The sequence below is a fragment of the Alkalimonas sp. NCh-2 genome, from assembly GCF_039631345.1.
In the GTDB taxonomy this organism is placed as follows: Bacteria; Pseudomonadota; Gammaproteobacteria; order Enterobacterales; family Alteromonadaceae; genus Alkalimonas; species Alkalimonas mucilaginosa.
The window spans coordinates 509802-535074 of sequence record NZ_JBDIUV010000001.1; the positions used below are offsets into that span (position 1 = coordinate 509802).

A 25273-nucleotide genomic window follows, 5' to 3' on the forward strand; every position below is an offset into this window, starting at 1 on the left:
GCTTTAGACATCGGCTGGGCAGTGGTTCTCCGGGCAGCTTTATCCATCACTCACTCAGCCGCAGATGGCTCAGATTTAAGGAGAACGCCATGCTTGCAGTACAAAACATTCAACTCTTCCCATTACTCGATAGCTTGATCAGTCTGGTGGCGGCCTTTGTGCTTGGCTCGTTAATCGGATTAGAGCGCCAATACCGACAGCGGACTGCCGGGCTACGAACCAATGCGCTGGTTGCCGTTGGTGCAGCGATTTTTGTGGATATTGCCTTTAACCTGAACGGTGCTCAGAGTGCTGCACATGTGATAGCTTATGTAGTATCTGGCGTTGGCTTTTTGGGCGCCGGTGTCATTATGCGGGAACAAGGCAATATTCGTGGCATCAATACCGCGGCGACTCTGTGGGGCTCAGCAGCCATTGGTGCCAGTGCAGGTGCCAGCCTGTTACCGCAAGCCGTACTCGGAACACTATTTGTGTTGGCAGCCAATACTTTGCTGCGGCCCATTGTCAACCAAATCAACCGTCAGCCCATTGATGTGGAATCAACTGAAGTCACCTATATCTTGCATGTGATTGCCGATAAGCAGCAGCAAAAGCATGCGATGGATGTGGTCGAGTTGGTACTGGAAGCCGCCAAGCTTCCCGCCCGCGGCATGGAAGTGACGCCCTTTGGCAATGAAGATGTCGAAGTCGAGGCCATGCTGGCTGCGATCTCCATTGATGGTGAGGAGTTAGACCGCATCAGTCGAAAGCTGTTAAGTAAATCCTTTATCACTCAGGCGTACTGGAGCACCAGTACGTCGGAGTAAGTAAAGGCAGCAAATATCAGTTTTTTATCAAACCACAGGCGTACTTCAGTCGTTATACTTAGGTCTGAGCTGTATCCGGTAAGGATGATTGATGAAACTGCTGCTATCTTGTTTGCTGCTGTGTTTAGGATTTTTGTTCAGCACTCCGCTGCAGGCTGAGCGCATCGTGCTGGCCAGCAGCAACTACCATCCCCACTATGGAGCAGACTTACCAAAGCAAGGCGCAGTCACAGAAATCATCCGTCAGGCCTTTTCACTGCAAGGCATTCAGATCGAAGTAGAGTTCATGCCCTTTGGCCGCGCTCTGCATGAAGCGAAAGTTGCGAATTACGTGGGCCTTATCGCCGCCTGGTACTCTGACGACAGAGTGGAAAACTTTTTGTATTCGCAGCCGATGTACGCCAACCAAATCGTGTTGTTTAAGCGCCGTAGCATGCCGCTGGAGTTTCGTAACTTCCAGCAACTGGCGGATTCGCGCTATCGATTGGGGGTAGTGCAGGGCTACGCACAGCCCGAGGGGTTGCTGCGCGCAAGGCTCAATACCATTGCAGTTGCCAGTGATGAGCAGGCCTTTCGCATGCTGGCACTCGGACGCGTCGACTTGGTACCTGCTGATAAGCTAAACGGCCTCTACCTGCTGCAAACCTTACTGCCGGAGCACGCCGAAAACATAGAGTACATTGAGCCGGTGCTGGAGCAACGGCCGATGTACCTGATACTCTCCAAGCAGGATCCTCGCTCGGAGGAGTTGATGGAACGCTTTAATCGCGGCCTGCAGCAACTGCAGGCCAGCAATCAGTACCGCACCATTTTGCAAAGCTTACTGCCAGCTACAAGCGCACGCTAAGCCCATCAGTCAGTGCTTTGCGATACGCCAACCAGGAAGGGATACAACCCAGCAACAGTGCTAGCCCCAGCACCAGGCCCATCAGTTGTAAGCTACTCTGTCGGATTGGGTTTAACCCAATAAACAAACCATAGCGACCAGCCAGCAGATCCTGGCCAAGCCAAAGCCCAATCATCAACACCACCATGGCCACGACTAAAGAAGTCAGGCTTATTAACAACACTTCGAGCTGCACCAGCCAGAACAAAGTGCGCGGGTGAGCACCAACGGCCCGCAAAATGGCAATCTCCCGCTGCCGCTCTTTCATTGAAGCAAGCAGTGTGGTGGTCATCCCAACCAAACCGGCCAATAACACCAACACTGTGATCACCAGCAGCAAGCGCTCAACCATACTGAGCATCTGCCATAACTCGGCCAGTGCCACACCGGGTAAAATAGCCGTCAAAGGTTCACCACGGAATTCATTGATTTGCCGCTGCACTAAAAAGGTAGCCGCCCGGGAGTTCAACCCTACCAGAAAAGCCGTAATGGCTTTGGGCGTTAAATCCATTTCCTGAGCCTGCTCCGCACTGACCCGACGTCCCGGCATCGGAGCACCTTGCTGCCAATCAATGTGAATGGCTTCTATACCTTCCAGGCTAACATGCACACTTTGGTCCACCGGAGTGCCGGTTGGCGCTAGAATTCCCACTACGGTAAAGGGTTTGTCTTTATGCTCGCTAAAACTGACCTGGCCAATGCCATGGGCCAGTACAATTTCCTGTCCCAACTGATAGCCAAGCCGTGCTGCAACCTCAGACCCAAGTACCGTGTCATACAGCTCCTGGAAAATCGTTCCCTGCGCCAGTTGCAGCTGCTGCTGACCTGCGTATCGGTAATATTTAAAATAATCCTGATTGGTACCAACCACCCGATAGCCGCGGTGCGAGTCACCCAGTGAGATGGGGATAGTCCAGCCAATTTGTGGGTGATTCTGGATACGCTGATACGTCTCCCAACTGATGTTGGCAGTGGCATTGCCTATACGAAAAATCGAATACAGCAGCAAGTTCAACTGGCCGGAGCGTGCTCCAACAATCAAATCGGTGCCCGAAACCGTGCTGGTGAAGCTGTTTTTTGCTTCATGCCGCAGGTGGTCAATCCCAAGTAGCAAACTGATGCTGATGACCAAGGATAGCACTGTCATCGCAACGGTACCGCGGCGATTCCATAAACTCAAACGCGCCAGTTTCATCAGCATGGCTGTACCCCCTGCTCCAGTTGATCCATTGGCAAGTGCCAGTTAAAGTAGCCTTGCAGCGCCTGATCATGGCTGACAAAAATCACAGTGGTGCCACTTTCATTCGCTTCCGCCAGCATCAGTTTCATAAAGGCGTCGCGGTTATCAGCATCCAGCGCTGATGTTGGTTCATCGGCAATCAGCAAGGCAGGGCGAAGTAGTAACGCCCGGGCAATCGCCACCCGCTGTTGCTGACCTACGCTTAGCTCCGAGGCTTTTTTTGGATGCAGTTCATCGTTAAGACCCAAATGCTGCAACAACATGATGGCACGGCCAGTCAACGCATGCGCCCCCTGGTTCGCAAAACAAGCCACCAGCAACACATTGTCCAGCACGGATAGATAAGGGATCAGGTTCAGTTGCTGAAAGACCACCCCAATTTGTTGGGCTCGCAGGGTATCCCGCTTGGCCGCCGATAACTGATGCATCGCCGTTTGCTGCAACCAAAGCTCACCTTCGTTCGGTGTGGTAATGCCACTGAGTAAATTAAGTAAGGTTGTTTTACCAGAGCCAGATGCTCCACGGATAAACAAATGCTGACCAGGTTCCAGCTGCAAGCTATCCAATGCCAGCTGCCAGCCTTGCTTACCAGGCCAACGAAAACGCATTTTTTTGAGTTCAATTACATATTTTTTCGGCTTGTCAGTCACCGGTTGTTCAACCTTCATGGTAAGATGATGGAAGTGATTTATACCAAAGTTCAGGAGTAAGCTCCAATGATGCGTGTACTGTCTATGGCAATCCTGTTGCTATCTGTCGCATTTACTTCCGCCCAGTTGCAAGCCGACGAGGTGCGCACCCTGGAATGGACCGATCTGATGCCAGAGGAAGATCTGGCACTGCTGGAAAGTTTGCCGGATATTGAGCACGACTACAGTCAGCCATCGCCGTTTGATGATGCCTCCGACGATCCATACGCCAGCTTGTGGCAACAGGTGCTAAGCTCAGCCAAGGTGCGTGAAGAGTTTAATAATCAGCGTGTTCGTCTACCAGGTTTTATTGTACCGCTGGAGTTTGATCAAAACCAAAATGTCACCAGCTTTTTTCTGGTGCCTTACTTTGGAGCCTGTATCCATGTCCCACCACCTCCACCGAACCAGATTATCTATGTTACTGAAGCAAAAGGCCTGACCGCCGATATGATGTACACACCTTTTTGGATCACCGGCATACTGACTACCGACTCGATGAATCACGATTTGGCATTTGCCGCTTACAGCATAAAAGCGGATCACATTGAAGAGTACAGCTGGTAAATTCCACAGCAGATCGAAAAAAAGCGCCAATGGCGCTTTTTTTCGATCTGCTGATCTAATGGATTAAAAACGGATACGGCCTTCCCGTAAGGTAGCCGTACTCATGCCCTGACGCTCATTGACCACCCACTGCACCTGCACCCGCTCCAGCGCAGGCATTAGTTGTATCAAGGATAAATCCAGGTACTGCAAGCGTGCCGGATTATGGCAGAGCAAAGTAAAGTTAGCGTAAAAATCACCATGGTTTTGATGGCCTGGTCGGGTTAAATCGGTACTGGAGTCTGCCTGCTCAACCTGACAGCCAGTATCACGATTTAATTCAAACCAACTGCCTTTCGATAACATGGCAAGTGCAGCCTGTATCTCCCGCTCCTGCTCATCCGTCGAAGGTGCATGCTCAAAGCCAACGATGTTGTAAGCGGCCGTTTGCAATGCAAGAATGGCTTCGTTGCCTTCCAGCACAAAAGTGAGTAAGGCCTCACCGTGCACATGAGCGCCAAGCTGAGTAAACTCATCATCGTGATGATGATCATGGTCGTGGCTGTGCTCATGACTGTGATCATGATTCTGGCTATGATTGTGTTCTGTCGTATGATGATGCTGCTCTGCAGGTTCACTATCGGCATGCTGATGTTCATGGCTGTGTTGATGCCGCTGTTCATGAGCATGCACCTCGGCTCCAACCAAGCCCCCCCCCAGCACCAAACTGCTGGCCAACGTAGTCACTACCAATGCATTTGCTTTTATCATGATTTATTTCCGCTTTTTACACCGAGTATGGTTCTCATCATACGCTTTGCCTTGCCACTTGCAAAGTGGCTAACCCCGCCGCTTACTAAAGTGCTTTTCCTGCATTTCCTGCCGCTCTTTCGCATCCAGGCTCAGCTCTGCCGTTGGCCGTGCCAAAAGTCGTTTCAAACCGATCGGCTGACCGCTCTCCTTGCAATAGCCATAGTCTCTGCTGGCGATCCGATCCAGAGCTTGTTCAATTTTACGCAGTAAAAAATACTCTCGCTCCACCAAGCGCAAGCTCTGACGGTTTTCCTCTTCAATCAAAGCTCTGTCCAGCTCATCAGGCTCGACCTCGCGGCTGCCAAGCGATTGCTTACTTTGCTCAATCCGCCGCTGAAGATCCTGTTTTTGCTGGCGCAGCAGCTGCTCAAAATAAGCCAATTGGCTGGTATTCATGTAATCATCTGCCTGCATTTGCAGCAACTCTTGCTCTGTCAACATGTGAGCCCTCCGAAAAAGTTACAATATAACATAACAACTTCATTCCGCCAGCGAACTGACCGGCTTTCATTCAGCATTCTTTTGATCGTGCCTTGCCAGAACAACGTAACTTAAACGTAACTTAAAAACAAAACCGAATTGGACAACAGCATGCCACGATTAGTCGTAATCTTGGGCGATCAGCTCAGCCCCGCCCTCGCAAGCTTAGAAGCGATAGCAACAGACGATGTGATTTTGATGGCCGAAGTGATGGCTGAAGCCAGCTATACCAAACACCACAGCCATAAGCTGGTACTGATATTCAGTGCCATGCGGCATTTTGCCGATACATTACAGCAACTGGGCCATCAGGTCCTTTATCTGAAGTTTGCGGAGTACCCATCCGTGCTTAGTATGACTGACGCGGTAGCCTATGCCCTGACAAAGCATCCCGAGCTCAGCAGTATTTTACTGACCGAGTGCGGTGAGTATCGCTTAGAGCAAGAAATTGCCCGTTGGCAGGAACAATTCAACCTGCCACTTGAGCAACTGAGCGATGATCGCTTTTTGTGTTCGCGCCAGCAATTCGCCAACTGGGCGAAAGATCGGCAGCAATTTCGCATGGAGTATTTTTACCGGGAGATGCGCCGCTACAGCCGCTTGTTAATGAATGACAAAAACCAGCCCGAAGGTGGCAAGTGGAATTACGATAAAGCCAATCGCAAAGCCTGCCCACCCGATCTGGCCCAGATCCCCCCGCTTCAGTTTGAGCCTGATGCCATAACCCGGGATGTGATGATGCTGGTAGAGCAGCATTTCACGGATAATATGGGCGATGCGACTACTTTCCGCTTAGCCGTCACGGGCAAACAGGCCCGGCAGGCATTTTTGCATTTTGTTGAGCAGCAGTTGGCTCAATTTGGTGATTATCAGGATGCGATGCTGCTGGACCAGCCTTTCTTGTTTCACAGCATCTGCTCTATGTACCTCAACATAGGCTTGCTGGATGTACGCTGGATGTGCCTGAAAGTCGAACAAGCCTACAAGGATGGCAAGGTACCACTCAATGCCGCGGAAGGTTTTATCCGTCAGTTGATCGGCTGGCGGGAGTTTGTGCGCGGCTTGTACTGGTTACTGATGCCGGAATACAAAACACGGAACACCCTGGCAGCACAGCGGCCACTGCCAGCCTTTTACTGGACTGCAAAGACGCAAATGCGCTGCATGCAACAGGCGATTCAAAGCACCATCGATTATGCGTATTCCCACCATATTCATCGTTTGATGGTGACAGGCAACTTTGCGCTCTTGACTGCTTTAAACCCGGATGAGGTCACCGATTGGTACCTGGCCGTTTATGCTGACGCCTTTGAGTGGGTTGAACTGCCTAACACCCTGGGCATGGCGTTGTTTGCTGATGATGCAGTGCTTGCTTCCAAACCCTATGCCGCCAGTGGCAAGTACATTCAGCGGATGAGCAATTACTGCCAGCACTGCCCATACGATGTAAAGAAAATCTATGGCGAAGGTGCTTGTCCGTTCAATGCTTTGTATTGGGGATTTCTGGATCGCAATAGTGAGCAATTAGGTGGCAATGCCCGCTTGCAGCTGGCTTACCAGCAGTGGCATAAAAAGCCAGAGCAAGAACAACAAGCTATCCGCCAACACGCCGACCTTATACTCAATAGCCTGGAAAAATTATGAGGCAACTGGTTTGGTTTAAGCGTGATCTTCGCATTGATGATCATGCACCACTTTATGAGGCAGCCAGGCAAGGAGCTGTGCTGCCAGTCTACATCATAGAGCCTGACTATTGGCAGCAACCAGACACCTCGCTCAGACAGTGGCATTTTATCAAAGCCAGCCTGCAGCGCCTGGACCAAGAGTTAACAAAATTAGGGCAACCGTTAATCATTGAAGTAGGACCTGCCAGTCACGTTTTGCTTGCGCTATGCCAAAAGTTTCAAATTTGCCAGGTGCATAGCCATGAGGAAACAGGCAACCTCTGGACCTATCAACGCGACCTTGCTGTTGCGCGCGCTTTGAAACGTCAATCGATCCCATGGCGGCAGTATCGGCAGTTTGCGGTACTTAGGGGCTCTGTCAACAGAAATCATTGGCAACGGGAGACAGACACCTGGCTCAAAGAACCTTTGGTCCCTCGTCCGGCCCGACTGCCTTTGTTGCATGAGCCCGATCCCAAGCCATTACCAGAACTAACACGTAGCCGTGATATCGGCGCCTGCATTCAACGCTTTGATGCCTCACTGACAACCACCTACGATTCTTTTTTCCGCAACCGGCACCAGCATTATTTGCGCAGCATAGGTAAGCCAGCTGCGTCGGCAGAGCACAGCTCACGTTTAAGTCCTTTTCTGGCCTATGGCGAACTCAGTTTGCGTCAACTGTTTCAGGACACACAGCTGAAATTACAGCATTCAGCGGCAAATCGAGCCAATTTATCCGCGTTTTTATCCAGGTTGCGGTGGCATTGCCATTTTATTCAAAAGTTTGAAACGGAGCCTGCCATAGAGTTTCTCCCAATGCATTCTGGTTTTATTGGTTTTCGGGAAGATAGCTTTGAGCCGCACCGCTATTCAAGTTGGTGTACCGGCCATACCGGTTACCCATTGATTGATGCCTGCATGCGCGCCTTACTGGCGACTGGTTGGCTGCATTTCAGAGGCAGAGCCATGTTGGCATCTTTTGCCAGTTATTACCTTGGACTGCCATGGCGCCCAATTGCACTGCATCTGGCAAAGTGTTTTATTGATTACGAACCGGGTATTCATTATCCACAGATACAAATGCAATGCGGTGTGACCGGTATCAACGTCAACCGGATGTACAACCCGGTGAAGCAGAGTAAAGAGCGGGATCCTAGCGGAAGCTATATCCGTTATTGGGTACCAGAGCTGGCAACCGTGCCAACCAGTTGGATCCATACTCCCTGGCTGATGCCTTGCTCTGTGCGCCAGCGTTTTGCATCTTTGGTGTCATACAACTATCCGGCCCCCATTGTTGATCCTGACGCAGCGATAAAGAGTGCCCGTCAAGCCTTGCTGCAGTGGAAAGAAAAGCTGGATCCCATCGATTGGCAGGTGCGGAAGCAACAAGTCATTGAAAAACATGCCAGCCGCCGCAGGCCCCACAGGCACGTGACAACCAAAGTGAGCACCCGGCAAATAGGACTACCGGGCTTTGAAGATCTTTAACCTTAAATGGCTTCTTCATCTTCCTCGCCGGTGCGGATCCGAATCACCCGACCGACATCCAGCACGAAGATCTTACCATCACCAATCCGGCCGGTATGCGCTGTTTTGGTGATGGCTTCAATACAACGCTCCACCTGGTCATCCGACACCACGATTTCCAGTTTCACTTTTGGCAAAAAATCCACCATGTATTCAGCACCACGATACAACTCCGTATGGCCTTTTTGCCGGCCAAAGCCTTTAACCTCGGTAACCGTCATACCAGTGATGTTAATTTCTGCCAAAGCTTCCCGCACATCATCCAGTTTAAAAGGTTTGATAATCGCTTCGATTTTTTTCATGTACACAACCACCTGAACAGAGACTAACTCTATGATAGCATTATCTGTAACCTATTGGGTATTGCCCAAAGCCTCTTAGCAGGAAACGACGATGACTCCAGAACAAATTATTGCAGAAATGCGTGTACAAGCTTCTATCGACCCCGCCACAGAGGTTCGCCGCCGGGTAGATTTTATTAAACGCCAGTTGCAGCAGTCCGGCTTGACGAGTTTAGTGCTTGGTATTAGTGGTGGGGTCGACTCCACCACCTGTGGCCGGCTGGCACAACTAGCCATCAATGAATTAAATGAGCAGGGTGCAACCCAGTATCGCTTTCTCGCGGTACGCCTACCGTATGCCAGCCAGGCTGATGAAGCTGAAGCGCAGCTGGCCATCGACTTTATCCAGCCAAACCAGTCATTGAACATCAATGTACAACCGGGTGCGGATGCCATTCATCAGGCGACGTCCAGTGCCTTGGCTGCCACAGGGATCAGGGTAGAAGATGCCCACAAGGTTGATTTTAGCAAAGGCAATGTCAAAGCACGAACCCGTATGGTTATTCAGTACCATGTTGCAGGCTTGTTGGGAGGGCTGGTACTCGGGACCGATCACTCGGCCGAGAATATTACTGGTTTTTACACCAAATGGGGGGATGGCGCTTGTGATTTAGCGCCTTTGTTTGGCTTAAGCAAACGTCAGGTCAGGGCTATAGCGGCATGGCTGGGAGCGCCAGCACAGCTGGTACAAAAAGTACCTACTGCAGATCTGGAGTGCCTGCAACCACAAAAAGCCGATGAAGCTGCGCTTGGGCTCAGTTACGATGACATTGATGACTTTTTGGAAGGAAAGCCTGTCTCGCTTCAGGTTCAACAACGTCTGGTTAGTATTTATCTGAAAACTCAACACAAACGGCAACCCATACCGACCGTTTACGACTGAGGTTCAATCACCCCTTTTAAAATCACAAAAAATTGACAAGAGCCACTTAAGTTATCATAATTTAGTGATTGTGATGAATTTAAGATGGTGAAATGAAACGCAACGGCTGGACTCTGATAGAAATGATGACAGTGCTGTTGGTGATTATTACTTTCAGCACTGTCGGACTTCCTTCCTGGCAAAACTTTATCAGTAAACAACGCGCTCAGTCTTACATGAAGCAACTGAGTCAGCAGCTTACTTATGCCCGGATGCTAGCGAGTGGACAAGCCACCAGTGTCAGAGTTTGCCCCGGAGTGGGCACCGAATGCGATAGCAATTGGTCGCAACAACCATTGCAAATTAGTCAGTGGCAGCACAACAGCTGGCAGCCGGTCAAGGAATTGCCAAAAGTCCACCCTGCGCATCACCTCAGTTACCACCGCACCCAACTCAGCTTTCGGCGTGATGGAAGTTTGGGCCCACTGGAAAATGGCAGCTTTCGCTATTGCCCGGAAGCAGGTATGAACTGGCATTACACCCTGACCATCAATCAGGCGGGTCGAAGCCGGTTGCAGTATCAGGATGAACCCTGCCCTGATGGCACTTAACCCCTTTAGCGCCAACAACTATCGGTATATGGAACTGCGGTATTTCGTTGCCCAATCTGATTCAGACTAAACGCCCGGCACTCCGTATCCTGGCTCTGCAAGCCGATAGCCTCAGCCAGCAAAAGATAGCCCATACCTTCATTTTGTAACTGTAAACTCAGCTGATAACGGCCAGAGTTGGTCTGTGGACGCTGCACTCCAAGCTCCTCCAAAGAGTCGCTGTATCGACGAAACTCACTGAAATACAACTCCTGTTTTGTTGCCAGTGTCATCAATGCCTCCGTAGCTTCTACCCGGTGGCTTTTTACCACCAAGCGCGTATAAGACGGGTAAGCAATCGCTGCCAACAAAGCAATAATCACCACCACCAGACACAGCTCGATCAACGTTATTCCCTGGCCGGCTTTCATCAATAAGCTCCCTCTTCCAACCAAAACTGAGCAACTGCCCGCTGCTGTGGCCATTCGGCCAGATCCAGTGCCTGGACACAGTTTAGACAGTCACTGCTGATCTCCAGTATCTCTGGCTGCACCAACTGACGCTGCTCTTCTTGCAGCAGCCAAAGTGCAAGTCGCTGCTCTGTTTTTATTAGCTGCCATCGTAAAGGCCCTGCTTGCTCCAGTTGGAGTTCAATCCCAGGCGACAAACTGTGTCCAGAATGCATATGAAGAATTAACACACTGATATCAACAGGGCCATCTGGGCAGCTATGCTCTGCAGTATCCTGATGGAGGACCGGCAGATACAGAACACCAGCATACAATTCAGGCAGTTGCATTGCCAACCCGGCCAATGGCCGCCGCCAGCCTGCAGCCTGCTGTTGCTGATGCCACAGCGCTACTACCTCATACTCCGGCCGGCTGAACTCGGCCTCACTCACATAGGACTGTATTTGCTCGAACTGCCAGGGCGTTAATTGCTGTGGAAAGATCCGCAGTGCCAACATCTGCTCTGAGCTATTTACTGGATCGTAAGCCAGTAGCAACAGCTGCTCAAACACCTGATGAGCGCCATAGGCAGTCAAACTCATCTGGCTTTGTACCACACGATGTCGTGAAGTAAACCGCCAGCCTGCGCCACTAAGATCGGCAACAAGTGTTCTCTCAGGCAGACGCCTGCCAGCCTGGCTATGACGGTACACCTGGCCGCTAGCGGTTACCTGGTAGTCTGTAGGTTCATCATGCGCTGGAAAGCAGCTCAAAGGCTCAAATACTGGATTCAAGCCAGCTAATAGCAACAGCATTATCTCCAGCTTAATCATCAATGCTTTCCTCCGACAACTGAAGTTGTACCACGATACTCCCTACGCCGGCACTGAACCATTGCTGCTCGGCAGCAGTTACCAGTAAGTAGCGACTACAGGTTAACTCACTCCCGGCCCAGGCCGCGTACAAGGCTGGACACTGCGCTGCTTCGCTGAGTAACTGCCTGGCCACTTCGTTCCTGTACTGCCGATGCTCCAACCAGCTTTGATGGCGTAGTTGCACTCCCTGTTGCCCACTATCTGCCACCCGCATGCTAAGAAGACTGCTTTGCAGCAAAGCCAACGACAACATCACCAGCACACTGGCCAACAACAAAGTCGTAATCAATGCAAATCCTTCAGCCTTTTTCATCACTCAGCCTCCCTGATACTGCAAAGCAACATTGTGCAGGTACTGGGTGCTTTGCAATTGTAATCGTCGATAATGATCGCCCGGCGCCTGAAAGCCACTTTGCCCCATCGGATACCAGTGCTCGTTCAGATAACGAACATCAGCTTCCAGACTACGCACTACCACATAATAACTAATGGCAACAATACGCTGCTCCTGCTGGTACCAATGCTCGGCCTGCATGTGCGACAGTGGTACAAAGTAATTGGCACGGCCATCCAGAGTACTATCGATGCCAAACTCAAAGTACAGCACCTCAACCCCGTCTATCACTGAATCCGTATGGATGCGGGGCATTCCGGCAGCACTGCGGATCAAGCGCTTGCGCATAAGTACAGGAATATCATCCTGCCATTGCACGTAGAATAACTGATGAAGGTATGGCCAGAACTCAGCCGCGGGATCGGTTGTGGCACTATCACTATCGACCAGCTTTAATTCTGAAGCCAGTACCTGCAGATAGTATCGATTGTTCTTCAGTTGCTCAAAGCTTAGCGGCTGGGCCAGTAAGCGCTTAAACTGCAACACAGAAGAGTTTGAAGCCGCTCGCCCAAGGCAACTAATACTTTCTCCACGGCCATATTCAGCATACAACGGTACCAACAGCAGACCTGCTTGTGGAAAACTTCCACTGTCGTCCGCTAAGTGTCGGCATTCACCGGACACCACCCCAAACGGGGCAGATAATTGACGTATGTCTGCCAGAGTAAAACCAGCCCAGAACCCAAGCTGCTGCAATTCAGTCTGCAGCAGGTTCAAGGTAAGTTGTCCTTGTTGCTGCAGCATGGCCAACTGCATGGTTTCTCTGCTCATTTGACTTTGCTTGCTGGTGGTCGCTAGCAACACCAAAAGTACACTCAGCGCCAATGCCGCGGCGATCATTAACTCTACCAGGCTCAGTCCCCGCTCTTGATGGCTGAACCTGGTCATAAAGCAACCTGCACAGTCAGTGATAACAGTCCGCTGGCAGCAATACAGAGCTCATTATCAGGTGTTTTTTGCAACAGCCGACCTTGCCAATAAATGGTCAGTTGCAGTGAAGATGCATCATCGCCGATGCAGTAGCCACCATGCGCGAGTACAAAAGCTCCCTGCCACCAATGTTGTTGCCACTGCTGATGCAACCAGGCAGCCAGTTGGGTAGAGGTGCATGGCTCGTCAGCAGTACAAAGAGGGGGAGCAGGGGGAGTTGAAGCTGTGTGATAACCGGCGGCTTGCATCCGGTTAAGCCAATCCATTGCCATAGCGGCAGCCTGAGTGCGTTGTGTTGCCTCGGTCACGATTTGTCTGGCATGCAGCTGGCCAGCCAAAGCTCCTAACACAGACACTTTCAGCAGTAACACTGCCAGCAAGACTTCCAGTAAGCTAATTCCTTGTTGTAATCGCATATCCTTATGCTCAAAAGTTAATTTCAATTAACTATAAAATTACAACATCAACCATAAAAGTCAAACAAAAACCAAAAAAACTACCAGCAATGTTTTACTGCAACAACATCATCTCTGCCTCCAACCAGCTTAGTACCGGCTTGATTCATGCCAAGCGAAGCGCATGCAGTATCATTAATTTGCACACCTATCGCTGTGGCCGTTAGCGTATAAGTACGCTGTGCTTGCTCACTGGAGTACTCAAAGCGGTCACTGGTTTCCTGTCTGCACTGTAGCTGTGGTAAAACGAAATCCTCAGGGTTGTATCGCATATTTTGGGTATAGGTCCGTTCCATAAACTGTGACAGCTCTAATAAGCAACCTGTTGCCGCAGTTCGATGACTTCGCAAAACATGATTTTGATACGAAGGATAGGCAACAGACGCAAGAAGCCCAAAAATGACCACTACAATCATCAATTCAATTAAAGTGATCCCCTGCTGAGTCACATTTGATGTTCTCATTAGTTTATCATCTCCCGCCATGATAGCCGCCCTCGGCGAATCTGCAAATTAACCCGACTGGCATCAATTGACACTCTGGAGTCACCTACTGTCATCTTATCACCAATAAAAACAGGTTCACCCGGCATACCATCAAACTTTACTCCACTTGCAGCACTACCATCAGGCAAAGCATCTGACGCACTGAACTCATCATCACGAGATAGATCAAAGAAATGATAATTCAAGCGGGATCCTTTAAATGGATCAACTGCCATAATCCAGCCGTCCCCTTGCGGATTACACAAATCCGAATCCGGAATAATGGTGTTCATGACCAAATTACCACCGATAAACCTTGGTTTCGAGATGATCCGCTCCCTCGCGTCAGGCAAGTCCATAACCCAGCCTCGTTTACCATCCATATCATCGTCTGCTGCAATAGGGACACTCCGGGCTTCGCGGCTTTCTTCAGTATCAGGATTTACATAAGTAATGTTTGTTGTTACCCGATTGACCAACTGACTTCTACTTGTAATTGGCATCCCATCTTTAATGCCATACCAACTTTGAATATCATCATTCACACTATCACCACTTTCGATAAATTTGCCCGTTCCAAAAAACACCCACAACCCTGCTGTGTCTGGATGGCTTTGTAAGGTAATACCACCGGTGATTGGCTGACGATTAGTAGATGCATCTCGGGCTACAAACAAAGGCTCCCCCGCATACGCTACACTCCAAGCGACACTCGAGCTTGAACTTAAATCGAACTTCCAGACATTTCCCTGGAGATCACCGGCAAAAAACCAATCGGTATTGCCATTTTTGTTATGATCCCACCCCTCTATCTGACCCAAACCAGCAGTGCCACTGCCTGAGGTTTCCAGTTTGATAATAGGGGCGTCAGCACCTTCTTCTAAGTCAATGACCAACAAGCCAGATTTTGCTGCACTGTTGTTGTATCCATAGCCCATCACTACAGACCAACGGTCATTGTTTAAGCGGGTAATAACTGGCTTATGTGGCATGATGCCAAGTTCAGGCACTTGGATATCCCAAAGCACTTTCACATTAGCCGGATTGGTCACATCCAAGGCAAAGACCCAATTACCACCTCGACCAAGAGTGCTTACCAAAACGGTGCGCCAAGAACCACCAATGTAGACATCAGCTACTGTAGGTGAACCATCCACAAAAAAGCGGTGTTCATAATCAATATTTGCAAAGTTCTTTAGTTGCGAGCCAGGAGCCAGCATTGCTTGTGGAATGTAAGCAAAAGTTTCTTGACCGGCGGCGGCATTGGCAGGATCTGCAATGAAGCTATGCAACATGCCATCATTAGCACCCACGTATAACCTCGGCGCACGGGATTTTGTTGCATTCAAAAATGCCTGATAACTGGAGGCCCCATCCCAGTTATTGCGTTGCAAGTTACGGTTTGGTGACTCACCCACAAAGACCGGAGAAGAATGTGCTATGTCACCCAACAATGAAGTGCGCTCCCGTAGGGTACCTGTCGGGTTAGTATCCGTTTTTTCTTGTGCCTGCAATCCCCGGATATAATCGACGATTACTTGATTCCCTAAAACACTTTTCTCTTCTGAAACCAAATTATCCCATGTGAAGTCAAACTGAACTGGATTTGCTCCATCTCCCCGGCTTGACTGAATATTTCGAGCAGTCCAGGGCGGAAAATTAGCCGACCACTGTACATTCAAAGTATCCGCATCCCGACTGACTAAAGCACCGCTCCAGGAAGATGTATTAAATGAAGCCTGAAACACACTGTTATCTTCTTGCAATGATGTAGTCGTAGCAGCTAAGTTTGATGCAGAAGCAGTCCTATTTACAATGCTTCTAAGCGTATTAGTCAATTCCTTGCTGAAAGTGTCAGGGTCCTGAGCACTGAAAAATCCCCCGCGGCTATTCACTCCAGCGTGCAATAAATCATCAATTTTCCGTGGATTGGAATTAGGTTGGGGCCAACGACTGTCATTAATAGGCCAGTCTTTTGCTACGTCAGGGTCAAGTGTGCCAGCTACCCCAAGCCCTACACCATAGGTCACCATATGTTGCCAATTGGCCGGATTCAGAGAGCTACTAGGCACATTGTTTGGTAAAGCCGGCCGTAAATCAGTTTTCCAATAATGGTAGGCGATGTCAGCTAGTGTATTGCTGTGACCATCCCCATCTGTATCACCAACTCCTGAATAGCTATCATTATAAAAACCATCAGTCATCAACACAGTAAAGTTTTGCCTGCAAGAAACCAAACCACTCCCCGCATTGAGTGGATCAGCCAGATAAGGTTCATCGGTACTAAAATAATTCCCTGCAGCAACTAAGGTATGCCTCAAAGGAGTCCCGGAGGTGGTATCCGGTTGCCCGTAAAGCCAATTGTAAAATTGATTTTTGCCAGCCCCTTCAAACGCCCTGACTCCACGCACCACCCGGGGACTTTTATTGAGCTGGCCATAACCCACACGCATGGTTTGCGGCAATGTCTGAAAAGCCCGACCAATACCAGCCTTAGATGCCATCATACGGTTTCGGTAATACGAATACCAATTGGCAAAGTTTTGCTGGATATCAGTACCTTGCTCAGCAACAATATAACGTTTATAGCAAGCGTAATTATTTCTGTCGTCGCAAAGATCTGAATCAAATAAATAATAATCTGCCTCACCGGCTTCACCACAATATTGACGTGCACCACCATTCTGATAATGCCAGGTTGCTCTGTAGTTTGTGCTAAGATTGACAGTGCCGGTTTGTGCATAACCATTGATCCAGGCGGCAGTAAAACTAGCATCAGGCATTGAGCTACCATCCGCTTTTAATGGTGCCCGGTATGTCAAATCCGGGTTAAAGTAAGAACTGTTGACATCGGGAGAGCGCCCTAGAGCTCTTTGCTCAACGGATGTTGTATTACCACACAGAGCGTTAATACTATCTGGCATATACGACCAGACCATCGATCCCGAATCGTCCAGCATAAATAAGATATTGGATGGTACATCACTTCCGGTTTGTAAAGGAACCGAAGGAATAACAAGCTCAGTGGAAGCATGAGCAGTCATCACTCCAAACAGCACGCTTAAGCTAAACAGGAGCCCTGTTTTTGAAGGCATTACATGGGCATTCAACATAAAAAATCCTCTTTAACCTTACAAACGCCAGATAGTTTGCATCAGCACTTCTGGAGTACCAGGTGTAACAATGTTTCGGGCAGTGATTCTAAAGGTTGGCGACAAACAATCCGGCTCAATGGTGGTTGCACTGGCGCAATCAGGATTAACTGGAGATGGCCACTCTCCCAGATACTCAATAAAGTATTCTGCAGTACCGGACATATCCACATTAATTGTTGGGGCAGTTCGCCATTGCGTAACGGGATCATGCCAGCGGTCAATTGCATTAAGCTCAGGTAGATCATAGAACCAGAGGTTTGCTGCAATACTTCCCCTTGGATCGGGGAGTTGATCAGCTATCCAATCTTCAGCAAACCGTAAAGCTGCTTCAACCTGCTGTACAGCCAACTGGCGCTCATACATGTTTGCTGTCATCCGTTCCTGCAACACCGAGCGCTGCATACTGGCAACAGATACCAAAGTGATGGCTAGCAATAACAACAATGCCACAACCAATACAGCACCGGACTGTCGGCTTATTTGTCTCATCACGCTACCTTAACCTGTTCCGAATTGAGGCAAAAAATCGAATTGTTCGCATATCTATTGGCACATCAGCCGCAACAAAGGCGCTTGGATCCATCAGCAGCTCAACCTGAACACCCACTACATTACCCATATTTAAAGCTGGCGAAAACGCGACGGGTCCAAAGGGTAAATCCCCCTCCTGGTAGGCAAAGCTTACATTAGCTACACCAAAGAGTACTTCTTCGCGAACTAAACTTCCTCCAACCACTACTTCACGATACAACGAGTTAATATCCGGATTATCAGTACTTGGTGCAACCAGCCAAAGCACGGATTCAAAACGCATCAGCATAGAGCCCCCCGGGAAAATCCTGGGTCTTGCGCTTGAACATACAAAAGGGAACTCAAAACCTAAATCTGTTGCACAATTCAGAGGGGCAGCTGCAGCATGGTTGATCGAGGTATCCGATCTGGCAGACACCTGAAACACACTGGATAAAGTATCGTCACATAACATGGCAATATCTCCAACCCTGAGCGCCGAGCTATTATTGACAGTCAATGTCGGCGGAACATGATTTAAGACGGAGACAGTATCACCAGCACCATACATCAGTCGTAAAGACTCACTATCACCATGAACACCGGCGGCAAAACCTTCGATCCCGCCACGCCATTGAGACCAGTCAGGTGTACCTGTAATAATACTGACAACGCGCCCAGAGTTATTACATCCAGCAAAACCAGCACTACGAATATCTTGTGACATCATTTGAAACGCCAGTCTGGCACTGCTTTGTAGCGTTGCTAACTCGTGATTTACTCTACTGGTTGCCTGGTTTGAAAGAAAAACTCCGATTACACCAGCTAACAATACCAGGCCAAGCACCAGCGCAATCATTAATTCAACCAGGGTAAAGCCATGGCTCTTTTCCCCTGTTGTCATGGACGAGCCTCCATCACAACAATCGAGCTGGCATTTAAACGCTGATCCGTCCAATCGATGGTTACGGTATAAACACCATCATTCCAAACCACAACAGCACACTCAGCAGTCACTTGTTTAACATCGTCCTGCCAACTTTTGGTGACAGGAATACCACCAACGCCCTCACAGTCATCCATCACAAATGCATTGGTTCTGCCTATTGACCCCGTTGAACGCATTACCTCAAAAAGTGTTTCGGTCAGAATCACCGCCATAGCCCGCTCATGAGCTGTGTTGGTACTGCGCAAACTGACAGACTGCAAACCTACCACCCCCAGAATACCTACTCCCAACACCACCACAGATATTAGGACCTCGAGTAAACTAACACCTTTTTGTTGCGTCACTGATGACATGGATTTCATTATGTTTTTCCTAAGATGCTAAACAGTCTTCATGCTGTTCACTAGTAACAGATAATTGACCGCCAGATCGAATCCGAAGATTGCGAGCATTCGGTTTAACAGTTGCTGTAGGCGCACAAACTCTCAACGCAGCAGTCAAAGGTATTCGTTCGCTGGTTCGCAGTAAGCCTTGCGGCGTTACCAAGATTTGATGGTCAGTGCTATTTAGTGTTGTACTAGGCCTAATCACCAGTTGAGAGGATTCCAGCCAACCACTACGTAATACACTACCTGCTTCTACACCAGTGTTTGCTGCTGCCATACCAACAAGCCAGCCTTGCCACCCCTCAGCAGGTGCTGTGCTGCAACTAGTTCCATCCGAAGAGTGACAAAAGATAACGTTAGCATTATTTTTAACCGCCTCCGTTTTAGCGTATTCGATAGCAGCCAGCAATTGATTTGCCTGTGCGTTAAGACGGTTTGACAGTATTAGGTTACCAAAAGAGGGAACAGCCACTAAAAGCACTACGGCTAACACAGCAACAGTCACCATCAGTTCTATCAGTGTAAATCCCGTTTCTTTGCCAGGGTCAACAGCAGGCATATAGAGTGCAACATAATAATTTCAGATTCTATAAGAGTAATGCGCAGCCAGTGAATTACCAGCCAAAGCAGATAAACGGCATGACCTACCGATAAACGGTCAGAGCGTTCGATGCTGCAGCAATTGCTTTAAACGGCTAACTTCGCGTCGGCTTACATCCAACCGTTCACAGCAGCCTCTTAGTTCCACCTGGTACCCCTGAGTACTTTGATGCAAGGCAATAAAATGCTCACGATTGATCAGTGCTTTGCGGTGGATCCGCAACAATTGCGGGTATTGTTGCTCCAGTTGCTTTAGGCTCTGTTCGAGCAAAGCTTCCCCTTCAGTGGAAACCAGGCGCACATACTTATCTTCGGCTATCAAATACAGCACGGCCGATATAGGTACCTGCCGGATGCTGCCAGCCAGTTGATAGCGGATCACCTTTTCTTTTTGCGCTTCCAACAAAGCTCGGGTTGGTTTAGCCAGCCGTTGCAATACCTGCCCCAGCGACTCTGCGGATATAGGTTTCACCAGATAACCGGCAGCAGCGACTTGCAGCGCATCCAGCGCATGCTGTGGATGCGCTGTTACAAAGACCAGAGCCGGCGGAATACTCAACTCCGACAAGGTCCTGGCCACCTCCAGACCATTTAACTGAGGCATTTCAATATCCAGCAGCACCAGATCAGGCTGGTGTTGCTGACACAGCTGCAGCGCCTCTGCCCCATGCTGTGCTTCGGCAATCACCTGCCATTCCGGATAAGCCAGCAATAACCGCCTTAAACGTGAACGGGCCAGGGGCTCATCATCAACCAGTAACACTTTCATGGCCGAGTCTCCGGCTCAGAGTAAGGCAATACCAACTTCACCCGAAAATGCCCATCATTGCTGCTGCAATGCAGTTGTGCCCTGTCCTGGTACAACAGAGCCAGGCGTTGGCGTATATTATCCAGTGCTATGCCATTGCCTTTAGCTGAGCGTTTGGTATCTGGCAGGCTATTGATAATGAGCAGGGTCACAGCCTGTCTGCTTTGTACCAGCTCAATACAGATGCGGCCACCATGCTTATCGGGTTCAATCCCATGATAAATGGCATTTTCCAATAGCGGCTGCAACGTCAGTACCGGCATCATCACCTCGGGCACCGCATCACCCAACTGCCAATCGACCCGCAGGCGTGCACCCAGGCGCCACTGTTCCAACGACAAATACTGCCGTGCTAATGCGATTTCATCCCGCAGTGATGCCTGTCCTCCGGCTTGCATCGCGGCCCGAAACAATGCCGATAAGTCCAGCAGCGCCTGCTCAGCAGCGCTTGGATCCTGATGGATCAATTCGGCTGCGGTATTTAAACTGTTAAAGAGAAAGTGTGGCCGGATCCTGGCTTGCAAAGCATCCAGTTCCGCTCTGGACTGAGCAGCGATACGGACACTTCGCTCTAAATGCAGCAGACAAAACTGTATCACCAGCAAGCCAACTATCATGGCCACAAACAAATTGGACCAGAAAAAGTACGCAACACCAGTAGGAGGACGCCAACCAAAGTTGGCAAGAAACATCCATGCCAACAGACTAATCAGCAATGTAAAAAGTAGCAGGGTCAGTAAAACAACAGCGCCTTGCAACTGGGGTGAAAAGCGCACCAGCCTGGGCCTTAGATAGCACAACAGCGTGATACTAAGTAAGGTTGTCCAGTGTACAAATAAGCTGATCACACCAAGCCGAAGCCAGACATCGCCCTGAGCCCCGGGCGCAAAGGCCAGCAAAATAGCCACAGCTTGTGATAACACCATCACAGCCAGCACACCGCGGTTTTGACAAAAAGCCGGCAACAATAGCGGATGGGAGAAAGAGTCAGCTTGGTTCATCGAAACACACTAGCAAAAAAGTTGCTTCTGACTATAGCGCTGTCGATGCGTTAAAACCAGCCCTCAAACACAAAGCGCGGTGGTATCGGTTCAGAGCTGCCACCGCCGGGTTCAGTCTGTGCCAATGCCTGATCAAAGATCAGGTGCCCATCCCCGCTTAGTTGGATCGTTTTACCAACAAAAGCGCCTCTAAGCCTCAAAGCCGCACCTACTTCCACATGCGCCTCCGGCGCATAAATAGCCGCATAAGCATCTTGCACGCCACCATGAAAGCGCACACCATAGTCAGTACTATCGCCAGATTGATAGCCAGAATAGATGGCAAGTACCGGATAACCATCAGCATTGATGCCTTGCGGCGTATGGCCTGCATCATCCTTAATTTTTAACCCTGCCGCCATATCGACCTGTCCGGCAACGATCAGGGTTAAACTGCTTCCTTCAGTGATATTTAATACCGATGCACCACTAAAACGTACATCACCACGCACATACAAGGTAATATTGCCATCAATACGTAAACGGGTACTGGCCCCGAAGTGTAGGGATTCCAAAGCGTAGATGGCACGGCTACGCTCCAGAAAGGTGACCATTTGAGGCTGCAGGTTCAGCGCAAAGCTGCCTGCCTGAACAAAGCCTTCGCTGCTGGTAAATTGATAGCTATCATGGCCATTCGTCATCGATAATGACGGCAACGCAGAGGACACAAGCTCATCCAACAGCTGCACCTGGGATACGATACTCAGGGGATCACACAACCGCTCCTCCGCTGCTGCTGAATGCGGCTGATCAACCTCCAAAGGCTGCACTGGCTCGACATAGAGGCCAGGATGAATGCGACCAGCTGCGGCAGGCGTCACCGCCATACCTGAAATAACCTGATTACTAAGTGCTGCCCCAATCCAATGCTCCATGCTAATAGCTTGCATGGTGGTAAAATCACCATGCGCTGCGTTAATATTCAAATTAGTGACGGTCAAGCCACCACGGCCGCGAACGCCCCCCAGCAGGCTACTAAAACCGCTGACCTGGATATCACCATTGGTATGCAGTTCACTCTGCAACACAGCACTGTTGCTTAAAATCACATTCCCCAGAGCCTGAACGGACCCGGTTATCAGTGCCGTGGAGCTGATCCTGATATTGCCATTGGCATGCAAACGGCCAGCAACCGGCTTTGAAGTACCCAGGTGGATATTGCCGGTTGACAACACATCACCACTGATTTCACTGGCACCGGTTAGCTCAATATCTGCCCCATCACGCACCGTCTGTACCACCACGGGATCCGATAACATCTCGCCGGTTGAACTGTAACTGCTGATATCAGCACTGCCATTAAGCCCAACACCATCACAGCCAATAACACCGGATAAGAAAGGGGAACTGCCTGAGCTACCAGATGCTGTCAGCAAGCGTAAGCTGGCCTGCCGACTCGCCAGTGCATCGCTGTAACGCTGCCCTGCGGATGAAACAGCCAAGCGGTCATCCTGCCACTCGGCAGTGCTGCGGTACTGCCGGTTGCCACTGCCAGCCAAAGCGTCAAAGCCTGCCAGCGACAGCAACTCTGCTTCAGAAGCCTGCGGGTTTTCTCGTACCAGAGCATTCAAACGGTTAAAACTTTCAAATACTGCCCGCTCCGCCTGCCACTCTGCATTCAGGTTTTTTTGGAAGTTACCGGCCATCCGCTCCTGCGTTGCAGAGCTGTTCAGGGAGGTAAATACCACCAGACCGGCGACGGTCGTCAGCATCAATACAAAGACCAGCGCCACGCCCTGTTGCTGTTTGTTGTTCATCGGCATGTCCTTCAGGTTTCCCGTACCAGGATCCGGGTTTTCAACGCCAGATCCAACCGCACATAAGGCAACAGCTCACCATCGCTATTCAGATCCGCTCTTGGAAAATGTGGCGGTAAGCCAGCCGGAGCCACCCGAACCCTTAGCATATCGCCGCCCAGATCTGTAAAATCCAACGCCTGCAACCCGGTTAATAAAGTGACCCAGTCTCCTCCATTGATTTGGCATTGCAGCTCCCCCCCATGAAAGCGATAAGTCTCAGTAAAGGCGGTGGTTTGCAGGGCTCCCAGACAATCCAGGTCGGTCTCCTGCCGGTTTAGTCGCTGCACTTGCAGCTCTGCAGCCACAACAGCAATCGCATCGGCACTGCGAATGCTGCGTCCCAGTAATAACTGGCTGCTTCGAAGCACCTCCTGCGCATTCTCCAGGTCTTGCACTTCCCTCACCGTTTGATTTATTGCCAGGTAAGCTCCTCCAACCCCCAGCATCAAGGTGCTGGATAAAACCAGCGCAACCATCAGCTCAACCAGCGTCATCCCCCGGATAGCACAGTTCATCATTCACAACCTCCACCATTGCGCAACCAGGGAAAGCTGGCTACTAACTCCAGCTCGTTAGCCTGGCCATCCTGCATCCGTCGGTCTTGCCAGCGGATACGCACCAGATACTCTGACGTTGCATGGCTGGTATCCGGTGCAGTGGTGAAATGGAAAGCGCCACTGTCTGGTAACTCCAACTGATAAAGCTCTGGATCCTGCTCAGGCTGGGGTAAAAGCGCGGCGACAAAGGCGGCATCGTAGGGGCTGCCTTGCTGCAGTGCACAGAGTGAGGGCCAAATCCGCTCCACGGCATTTTGTGCCTGGATCACGGCGATAGTGCTGTACAAACTGCTGCTGGCAAATTGCAAAGCTCTGGCCTGTGCTGCAGCCAGCCCCAATAAAGCAATGGCCGCCAGTAAAATAGCAATCATGGCTTCTAACAAGCCAAAGCCAGCATGCACTGATTTGTGCTGCATATCGCCTCCTAAGTAGCGCAACTCGAAGCCTGGACGGTGAGTTGACCACTTGGCAAGATGATCAGGCAACGATCCGTTGCATAACCCCGCGGATCACGCACCTGCCACCGGGCCGATGCCGGCACCTGACCAGTAGCCAACAATTCCACATCCATCAGCGACACACTGAGTCGGGAAGACAGTTCAAACTGACGCAGCACCTGTTCATCTTCCAACGCAATAACGGACACCTGTGCTGCTGTTGCTGTTACCGCAATACTTGCCTCCCGTTTCACCGCCTCACTGCGGGCAAAATGGTAAATTGCCTGCAATTGATTGACAGCACGGGTATGGCGTTCTTGCTGCAGCCAGCTATCAAAAGAAGGTAAAGCCACTGCGGCTAAGATGGCAGCAATAGCCAATACGATCATTAGCTCCATCAAGCTAAAACCACGCTCTTGTTGCATGCTATTGATCTCTCCAACAAATGGCATCACCAGTAGCAGCAGTGCGAACACCAAACTGATCGATGGTTAAAGTGCCGCAACGGCTGTCCGTATAGTGCGGAATAGCACTCAACAGGTACTCAGTCGGGTTGGCGCTTTGATAGGTCAGTTCGTAATGGGGATGACTGGGCAATGTCAGCAGCTCAGGATAGCGGCCCTGACGGCTGTATGCGCGCTCCAGAGTATTCACCTGCTCCAGCAGCAACCGCTGAGCATCCGTACGACGGCCAGTATTGACATGATCCAGATAGGATGGATAAGCAATTGCCGCCAAAATACCTACAATGGCAACTACCACCATCAACTCCAACAATGAAAAACCTTGTCTTTCTTTTGCTACAGACCAAGTAGTGCGCCATTGCAGTATCATACAGATCCTTAAAAACAACTTGCTAAATTAGCCAATTGACAACGCTGTCATTTTTACCTTTTAAAAAAGCCGATAAGGCAGTTCCTGTTAGGTTTCATCAGGTTGTTCGCTATTTGTACCATAAGTTGTTAGGAGATGGAAGATTTTCCACTCGCTGTAACTG

The 25273-nt window shown here is 50.0% G+C and carries 30 protein-coding genes; 7 read left to right on the top strand and 23 right to left on the bottom strand.

Annotated elements, in window-relative coordinates; all coding sequences use genetic code 11:
- Positions 1 to 89: 89 nt before the first annotated feature.
- Both ABC502_RS02440 and ABC502_RS02445 read left to right on the top strand, forming a co-directional pair.
- Entirely contained in the window at positions 90 to 806 is a 717-nt protein-coding gene (locus tag ABC502_RS02440; RefSeq protein WP_345914775.1) for an MgtC/SapB family protein, read from the top strand.
- Between the two features lie 91 nt (positions 807 to 897).
- A complete protein-coding gene (locus ABC502_RS02445) occupies positions 898 to 1653 on the top strand; it encodes a transporter substrate-binding domain-containing protein (protein WP_345914776.1) in 756 nt (251 codons plus the stop codon).
- On the opposite strand, the gene ABC502_RS02450 is transcribed toward ABC502_RS02445, so the two are convergent.
- On the bottom strand, positions 1637 to 2893 hold the full coding sequence (locus ABC502_RS02450) for an ABC transporter permease (RefSeq protein ID WP_345914777.1): 1257 nt from the start codon (positions 2891 to 2893) through the stop codon (positions 1637 to 1639). The genes ABC502_RS02445 and ABC502_RS02450 overlap by 17 nt on opposite strands.
- Positions 2887 to 3600 carry an ATP-binding cassette domain-containing protein gene (locus ABC502_RS02455; protein ID WP_330087964.1) on the bottom strand — a complete coding sequence of 238 codons (714 nt, stop codon included), beginning with the start codon at positions 3598 to 3600 and terminating at the stop codon, positions 2887 to 2889. Before ABC502_RS02455 ends, ABC502_RS02450 begins: the two co-directional genes overlap by 7 nt.
- A gap of 48 nt (positions 3601 to 3648) precedes the next feature.
- Between ABC502_RS02455 and ABC502_RS02460 the strand changes: the two genes are divergently transcribed.
- A complete protein-coding gene (locus tag ABC502_RS02460) occupies positions 3649 to 4188 on the top strand; it encodes a DUF3299 domain-containing protein (RefSeq protein ID WP_330087965.1) in 540 nt (179 codons plus the stop codon).
- Between the two features lie 63 nt (positions 4189 to 4251).
- On the opposite strand, the gene ABC502_RS02465 is transcribed toward ABC502_RS02460, so the two are convergent.
- Positions 4252 to 4938, bottom strand: a complete 687-nt coding sequence (locus ABC502_RS02465) for a DUF2796 domain-containing protein (RefSeq protein WP_330087966.1) — start codon at positions 4936 to 4938, stop codon at positions 4252 to 4254.
- 69 nt (positions 4939 to 5007) lie between these two features.
- Entirely contained in the window at positions 5008 to 5421 is a 414-nt protein-coding gene (locus ABC502_RS02470) for a TraR/DksA C4-type zinc finger protein (protein ID WP_345914778.1), read from the bottom strand.
- A gap of 150 nt (positions 5422 to 5571) precedes the next feature.
- Between ABC502_RS02470 and ABC502_RS02475 the strand changes: the two genes are divergently transcribed.
- Together ABC502_RS02475 and ABC502_RS02480 are read left to right on the top strand one after the other, a co-directional pair.
- Positions 5572 to 7104: a cryptochrome/photolyase family protein gene (locus ABC502_RS02475; RefSeq protein WP_345914779.1), complete on the top strand. Its 1533-nt coding sequence runs from the start codon at positions 5572 to 5574 to the stop codon at positions 7102 to 7104.
- On the top strand, positions 7101 to 8615 hold the full coding sequence (locus ABC502_RS02480; protein WP_345914780.1) for a deoxyribodipyrimidine photo-lyase: 1515 nt from the start codon (positions 7101 to 7103) through the stop codon (positions 8613 to 8615). The genes ABC502_RS02475 and ABC502_RS02480 overlap by 4 nt, the downstream gene beginning before the upstream one ends.
- A 2-nt stretch (positions 8616 to 8617) precedes the next feature.
- Here ABC502_RS02480 and glnB read toward each other — a convergent pair whose 3' ends face one another.
- Positions 8618 to 8956 carry a nitrogen regulatory protein P-II gene (gene glnB / locus ABC502_RS02485; RefSeq protein ID WP_330087970.1) on the bottom strand — a complete coding sequence of 113 codons (339 nt, stop codon included), beginning with the start codon at positions 8954 to 8956 and terminating at the stop codon, positions 8618 to 8620.
- A 91-nt stretch (positions 8957 to 9047) separates the two neighbouring features.
- Here glnB and nadE point away from each other — a divergent pair, with 91 nt between their 5' ends.
- Positions 9048 to 9878 (top strand): ammonia-dependent NAD(+) synthetase, encoded by an 831-nt coding sequence (gene nadE / locus ABC502_RS02490; RefSeq protein WP_330087971.1) that lies wholly within the window; start codon positions 9048 to 9050, stop codon positions 9876 to 9878.
- Positions 9879 to 9970: 92 nt separating this feature from the next.
- Positions 9971 to 10468 (top strand): GspH/FimT family pseudopilin, encoded by a 498-nt coding sequence (locus ABC502_RS02495; RefSeq protein ID WP_330087972.1) that lies wholly within the window; start codon positions 9971 to 9973, stop codon positions 10466 to 10468.
- Between the two features lie 5 nt (positions 10469 to 10473).
- Here the strand turns inward: ABC502_RS02495 and ABC502_RS02500 are convergent, their stop codons facing one another.
- The 18 genes from ABC502_RS02500 to ABC502_RS02585 all read right to left on the bottom strand — a co-directional run bounded on the left by ABC502_RS02500 (position 10474) and on the right by ABC502_RS02585 (position 25110).
- Positions 10474 to 10878 (bottom strand): type IV pilin protein, encoded by a 405-nt coding sequence (locus tag ABC502_RS02500; protein WP_345914781.1) that lies wholly within the window; start codon positions 10876 to 10878, stop codon positions 10474 to 10476.
- The gene (locus ABC502_RS02505) at positions 10878 to 11729 is read right to left on the bottom strand and encodes a hypothetical protein (protein WP_345914782.1); all 852 of its coding nucleotides are present in this window, start codon (positions 11727 to 11729) and stop codon (positions 10878 to 10880) included. The genes ABC502_RS02500 and ABC502_RS02505 overlap by 1 nt, the downstream gene beginning before the upstream one ends.
- Positions 11722 to 12084, bottom strand: a complete 363-nt coding sequence (locus ABC502_RS02510; protein WP_330087975.1) for a hypothetical protein — start codon at positions 12082 to 12084, stop codon at positions 11722 to 11724. The genes ABC502_RS02505 and ABC502_RS02510 overlap by 8 nt, the downstream gene beginning before the upstream one ends.
- 3 nt (positions 12085 to 12087) lie before the next feature.
- Complete coding sequence (locus tag ABC502_RS02515) at positions 12088 to 13053, bottom strand: PilW family protein (RefSeq protein WP_330087976.1); 966 nt, start codon at positions 13051 to 13053, stop codon at positions 12088 to 12090.
- Positions 13050 to 13511, bottom strand: a complete 462-nt coding sequence (locus tag ABC502_RS02520) for a hypothetical protein (RefSeq protein WP_345914783.1) — start codon at positions 13509 to 13511, stop codon at positions 13050 to 13052. Before ABC502_RS02520 ends, ABC502_RS02515 begins: the two co-directional genes overlap by 4 nt.
- An 80-nt stretch (positions 13512 to 13591) precedes the next feature.
- Positions 13592 to 14035 carry a type IV pilin protein gene (locus tag ABC502_RS02525; RefSeq protein WP_330087978.1) on the bottom strand — a complete coding sequence of 148 codons (444 nt, stop codon included), beginning with the start codon at positions 14033 to 14035 and terminating at the stop codon, positions 13592 to 13594.
- Complete coding sequence (locus ABC502_RS02530) at positions 14014 to 17148, bottom strand: PilC/PilY family type IV pilus protein (protein ID WP_345914784.1); 3135 nt, start codon at positions 17146 to 17148, stop codon at positions 14014 to 14016. Before ABC502_RS02530 ends, ABC502_RS02525 begins: the two co-directional genes overlap by 22 nt.
- 18 nt (positions 17149 to 17166) lie before the next feature.
- Positions 17167 to 17679 (bottom strand): PilX N-terminal domain-containing pilus assembly protein, encoded by a 513-nt coding sequence (locus tag ABC502_RS02535; RefSeq protein WP_330087980.1) that lies wholly within the window; start codon positions 17677 to 17679, stop codon positions 17167 to 17169.
- A 4-nt stretch (positions 17680 to 17683) separates the two neighbouring features.
- The gene (locus ABC502_RS02540; RefSeq protein ID WP_345914785.1) at positions 17684 to 18604 is read right to left on the bottom strand and encodes a prepilin-type N-terminal cleavage/methylation domain-containing protein; all 921 of its coding nucleotides are present in this window, start codon (positions 18602 to 18604) and stop codon (positions 17684 to 17686) included.
- Positions 18601 to 19011 (bottom strand): type IV pilus modification protein PilV, encoded by a 411-nt coding sequence (gene pilV / locus ABC502_RS02545; RefSeq protein WP_330087982.1) that lies wholly within the window; start codon positions 19009 to 19011, stop codon positions 18601 to 18603. The genes ABC502_RS02540 and pilV overlap by 4 nt, the downstream gene beginning before the upstream one ends.
- A gap of 10 nt (positions 19012 to 19021) precedes the next feature.
- Positions 19022 to 19594 (bottom strand): GspH/FimT family pseudopilin, encoded by a 573-nt coding sequence (locus ABC502_RS02550; protein WP_330087983.1) that lies wholly within the window; start codon positions 19592 to 19594, stop codon positions 19022 to 19024.
- Positions 19595 to 19693: 99 nt separating this feature from the next.
- Positions 19694 to 20404: a LytTR family DNA-binding domain-containing protein gene (locus ABC502_RS02555; RefSeq protein WP_330087984.1), complete on the bottom strand. Its 711-nt coding sequence runs from the start codon at positions 20402 to 20404 to the stop codon at positions 19694 to 19696.
- Positions 20401 to 21444 carry a histidine kinase gene (locus tag ABC502_RS02560; protein ID WP_330087985.1) on the bottom strand — a complete coding sequence of 348 codons (1044 nt, stop codon included), beginning with the start codon at positions 21442 to 21444 and terminating at the stop codon, positions 20401 to 20403. Before ABC502_RS02560 ends, ABC502_RS02555 begins: the two co-directional genes overlap by 4 nt.
- 50 nt (positions 21445 to 21494) lie before the next feature.
- A complete protein-coding gene (locus ABC502_RS02565) occupies positions 21495 to 23240 on the bottom strand; it encodes a hypothetical protein (protein WP_345914786.1) in 1746 nt (581 codons plus the stop codon).
- An 11-nt stretch (positions 23241 to 23251) separates the two neighbouring features.
- A complete protein-coding gene (locus ABC502_RS02570; RefSeq protein ID WP_330087987.1) occupies positions 23252 to 23800 on the bottom strand; it encodes a prepilin-type N-terminal cleavage/methylation domain-containing protein in 549 nt (182 codons plus the stop codon).
- Positions 23797 to 24255, bottom strand: a complete 459-nt coding sequence (locus ABC502_RS02575; protein ID WP_330087988.1) for a prepilin-type cleavage/methylation domain-containing protein — start codon at positions 24253 to 24255, stop codon at positions 23797 to 23799. Before ABC502_RS02575 ends, ABC502_RS02570 begins: the two co-directional genes overlap by 4 nt.
- 8 nt (positions 24256 to 24263) lie before the next feature.
- On the bottom strand, positions 24264 to 24728 hold the full coding sequence (locus ABC502_RS02580) for a GspH/FimT family pseudopilin (protein WP_330088014.1): 465 nt from the start codon (positions 24726 to 24728) through the stop codon (positions 24264 to 24266).
- A complete protein-coding gene (locus tag ABC502_RS02585; RefSeq protein WP_345914787.1) occupies positions 24703 to 25110 on the bottom strand; it encodes a type IV pilin protein in 408 nt (135 codons plus the stop codon). The genes ABC502_RS02580 and ABC502_RS02585 overlap by 26 nt, the downstream gene beginning before the upstream one ends.
- Positions 25111 to 25273 lie beyond the last annotated feature (163 nt).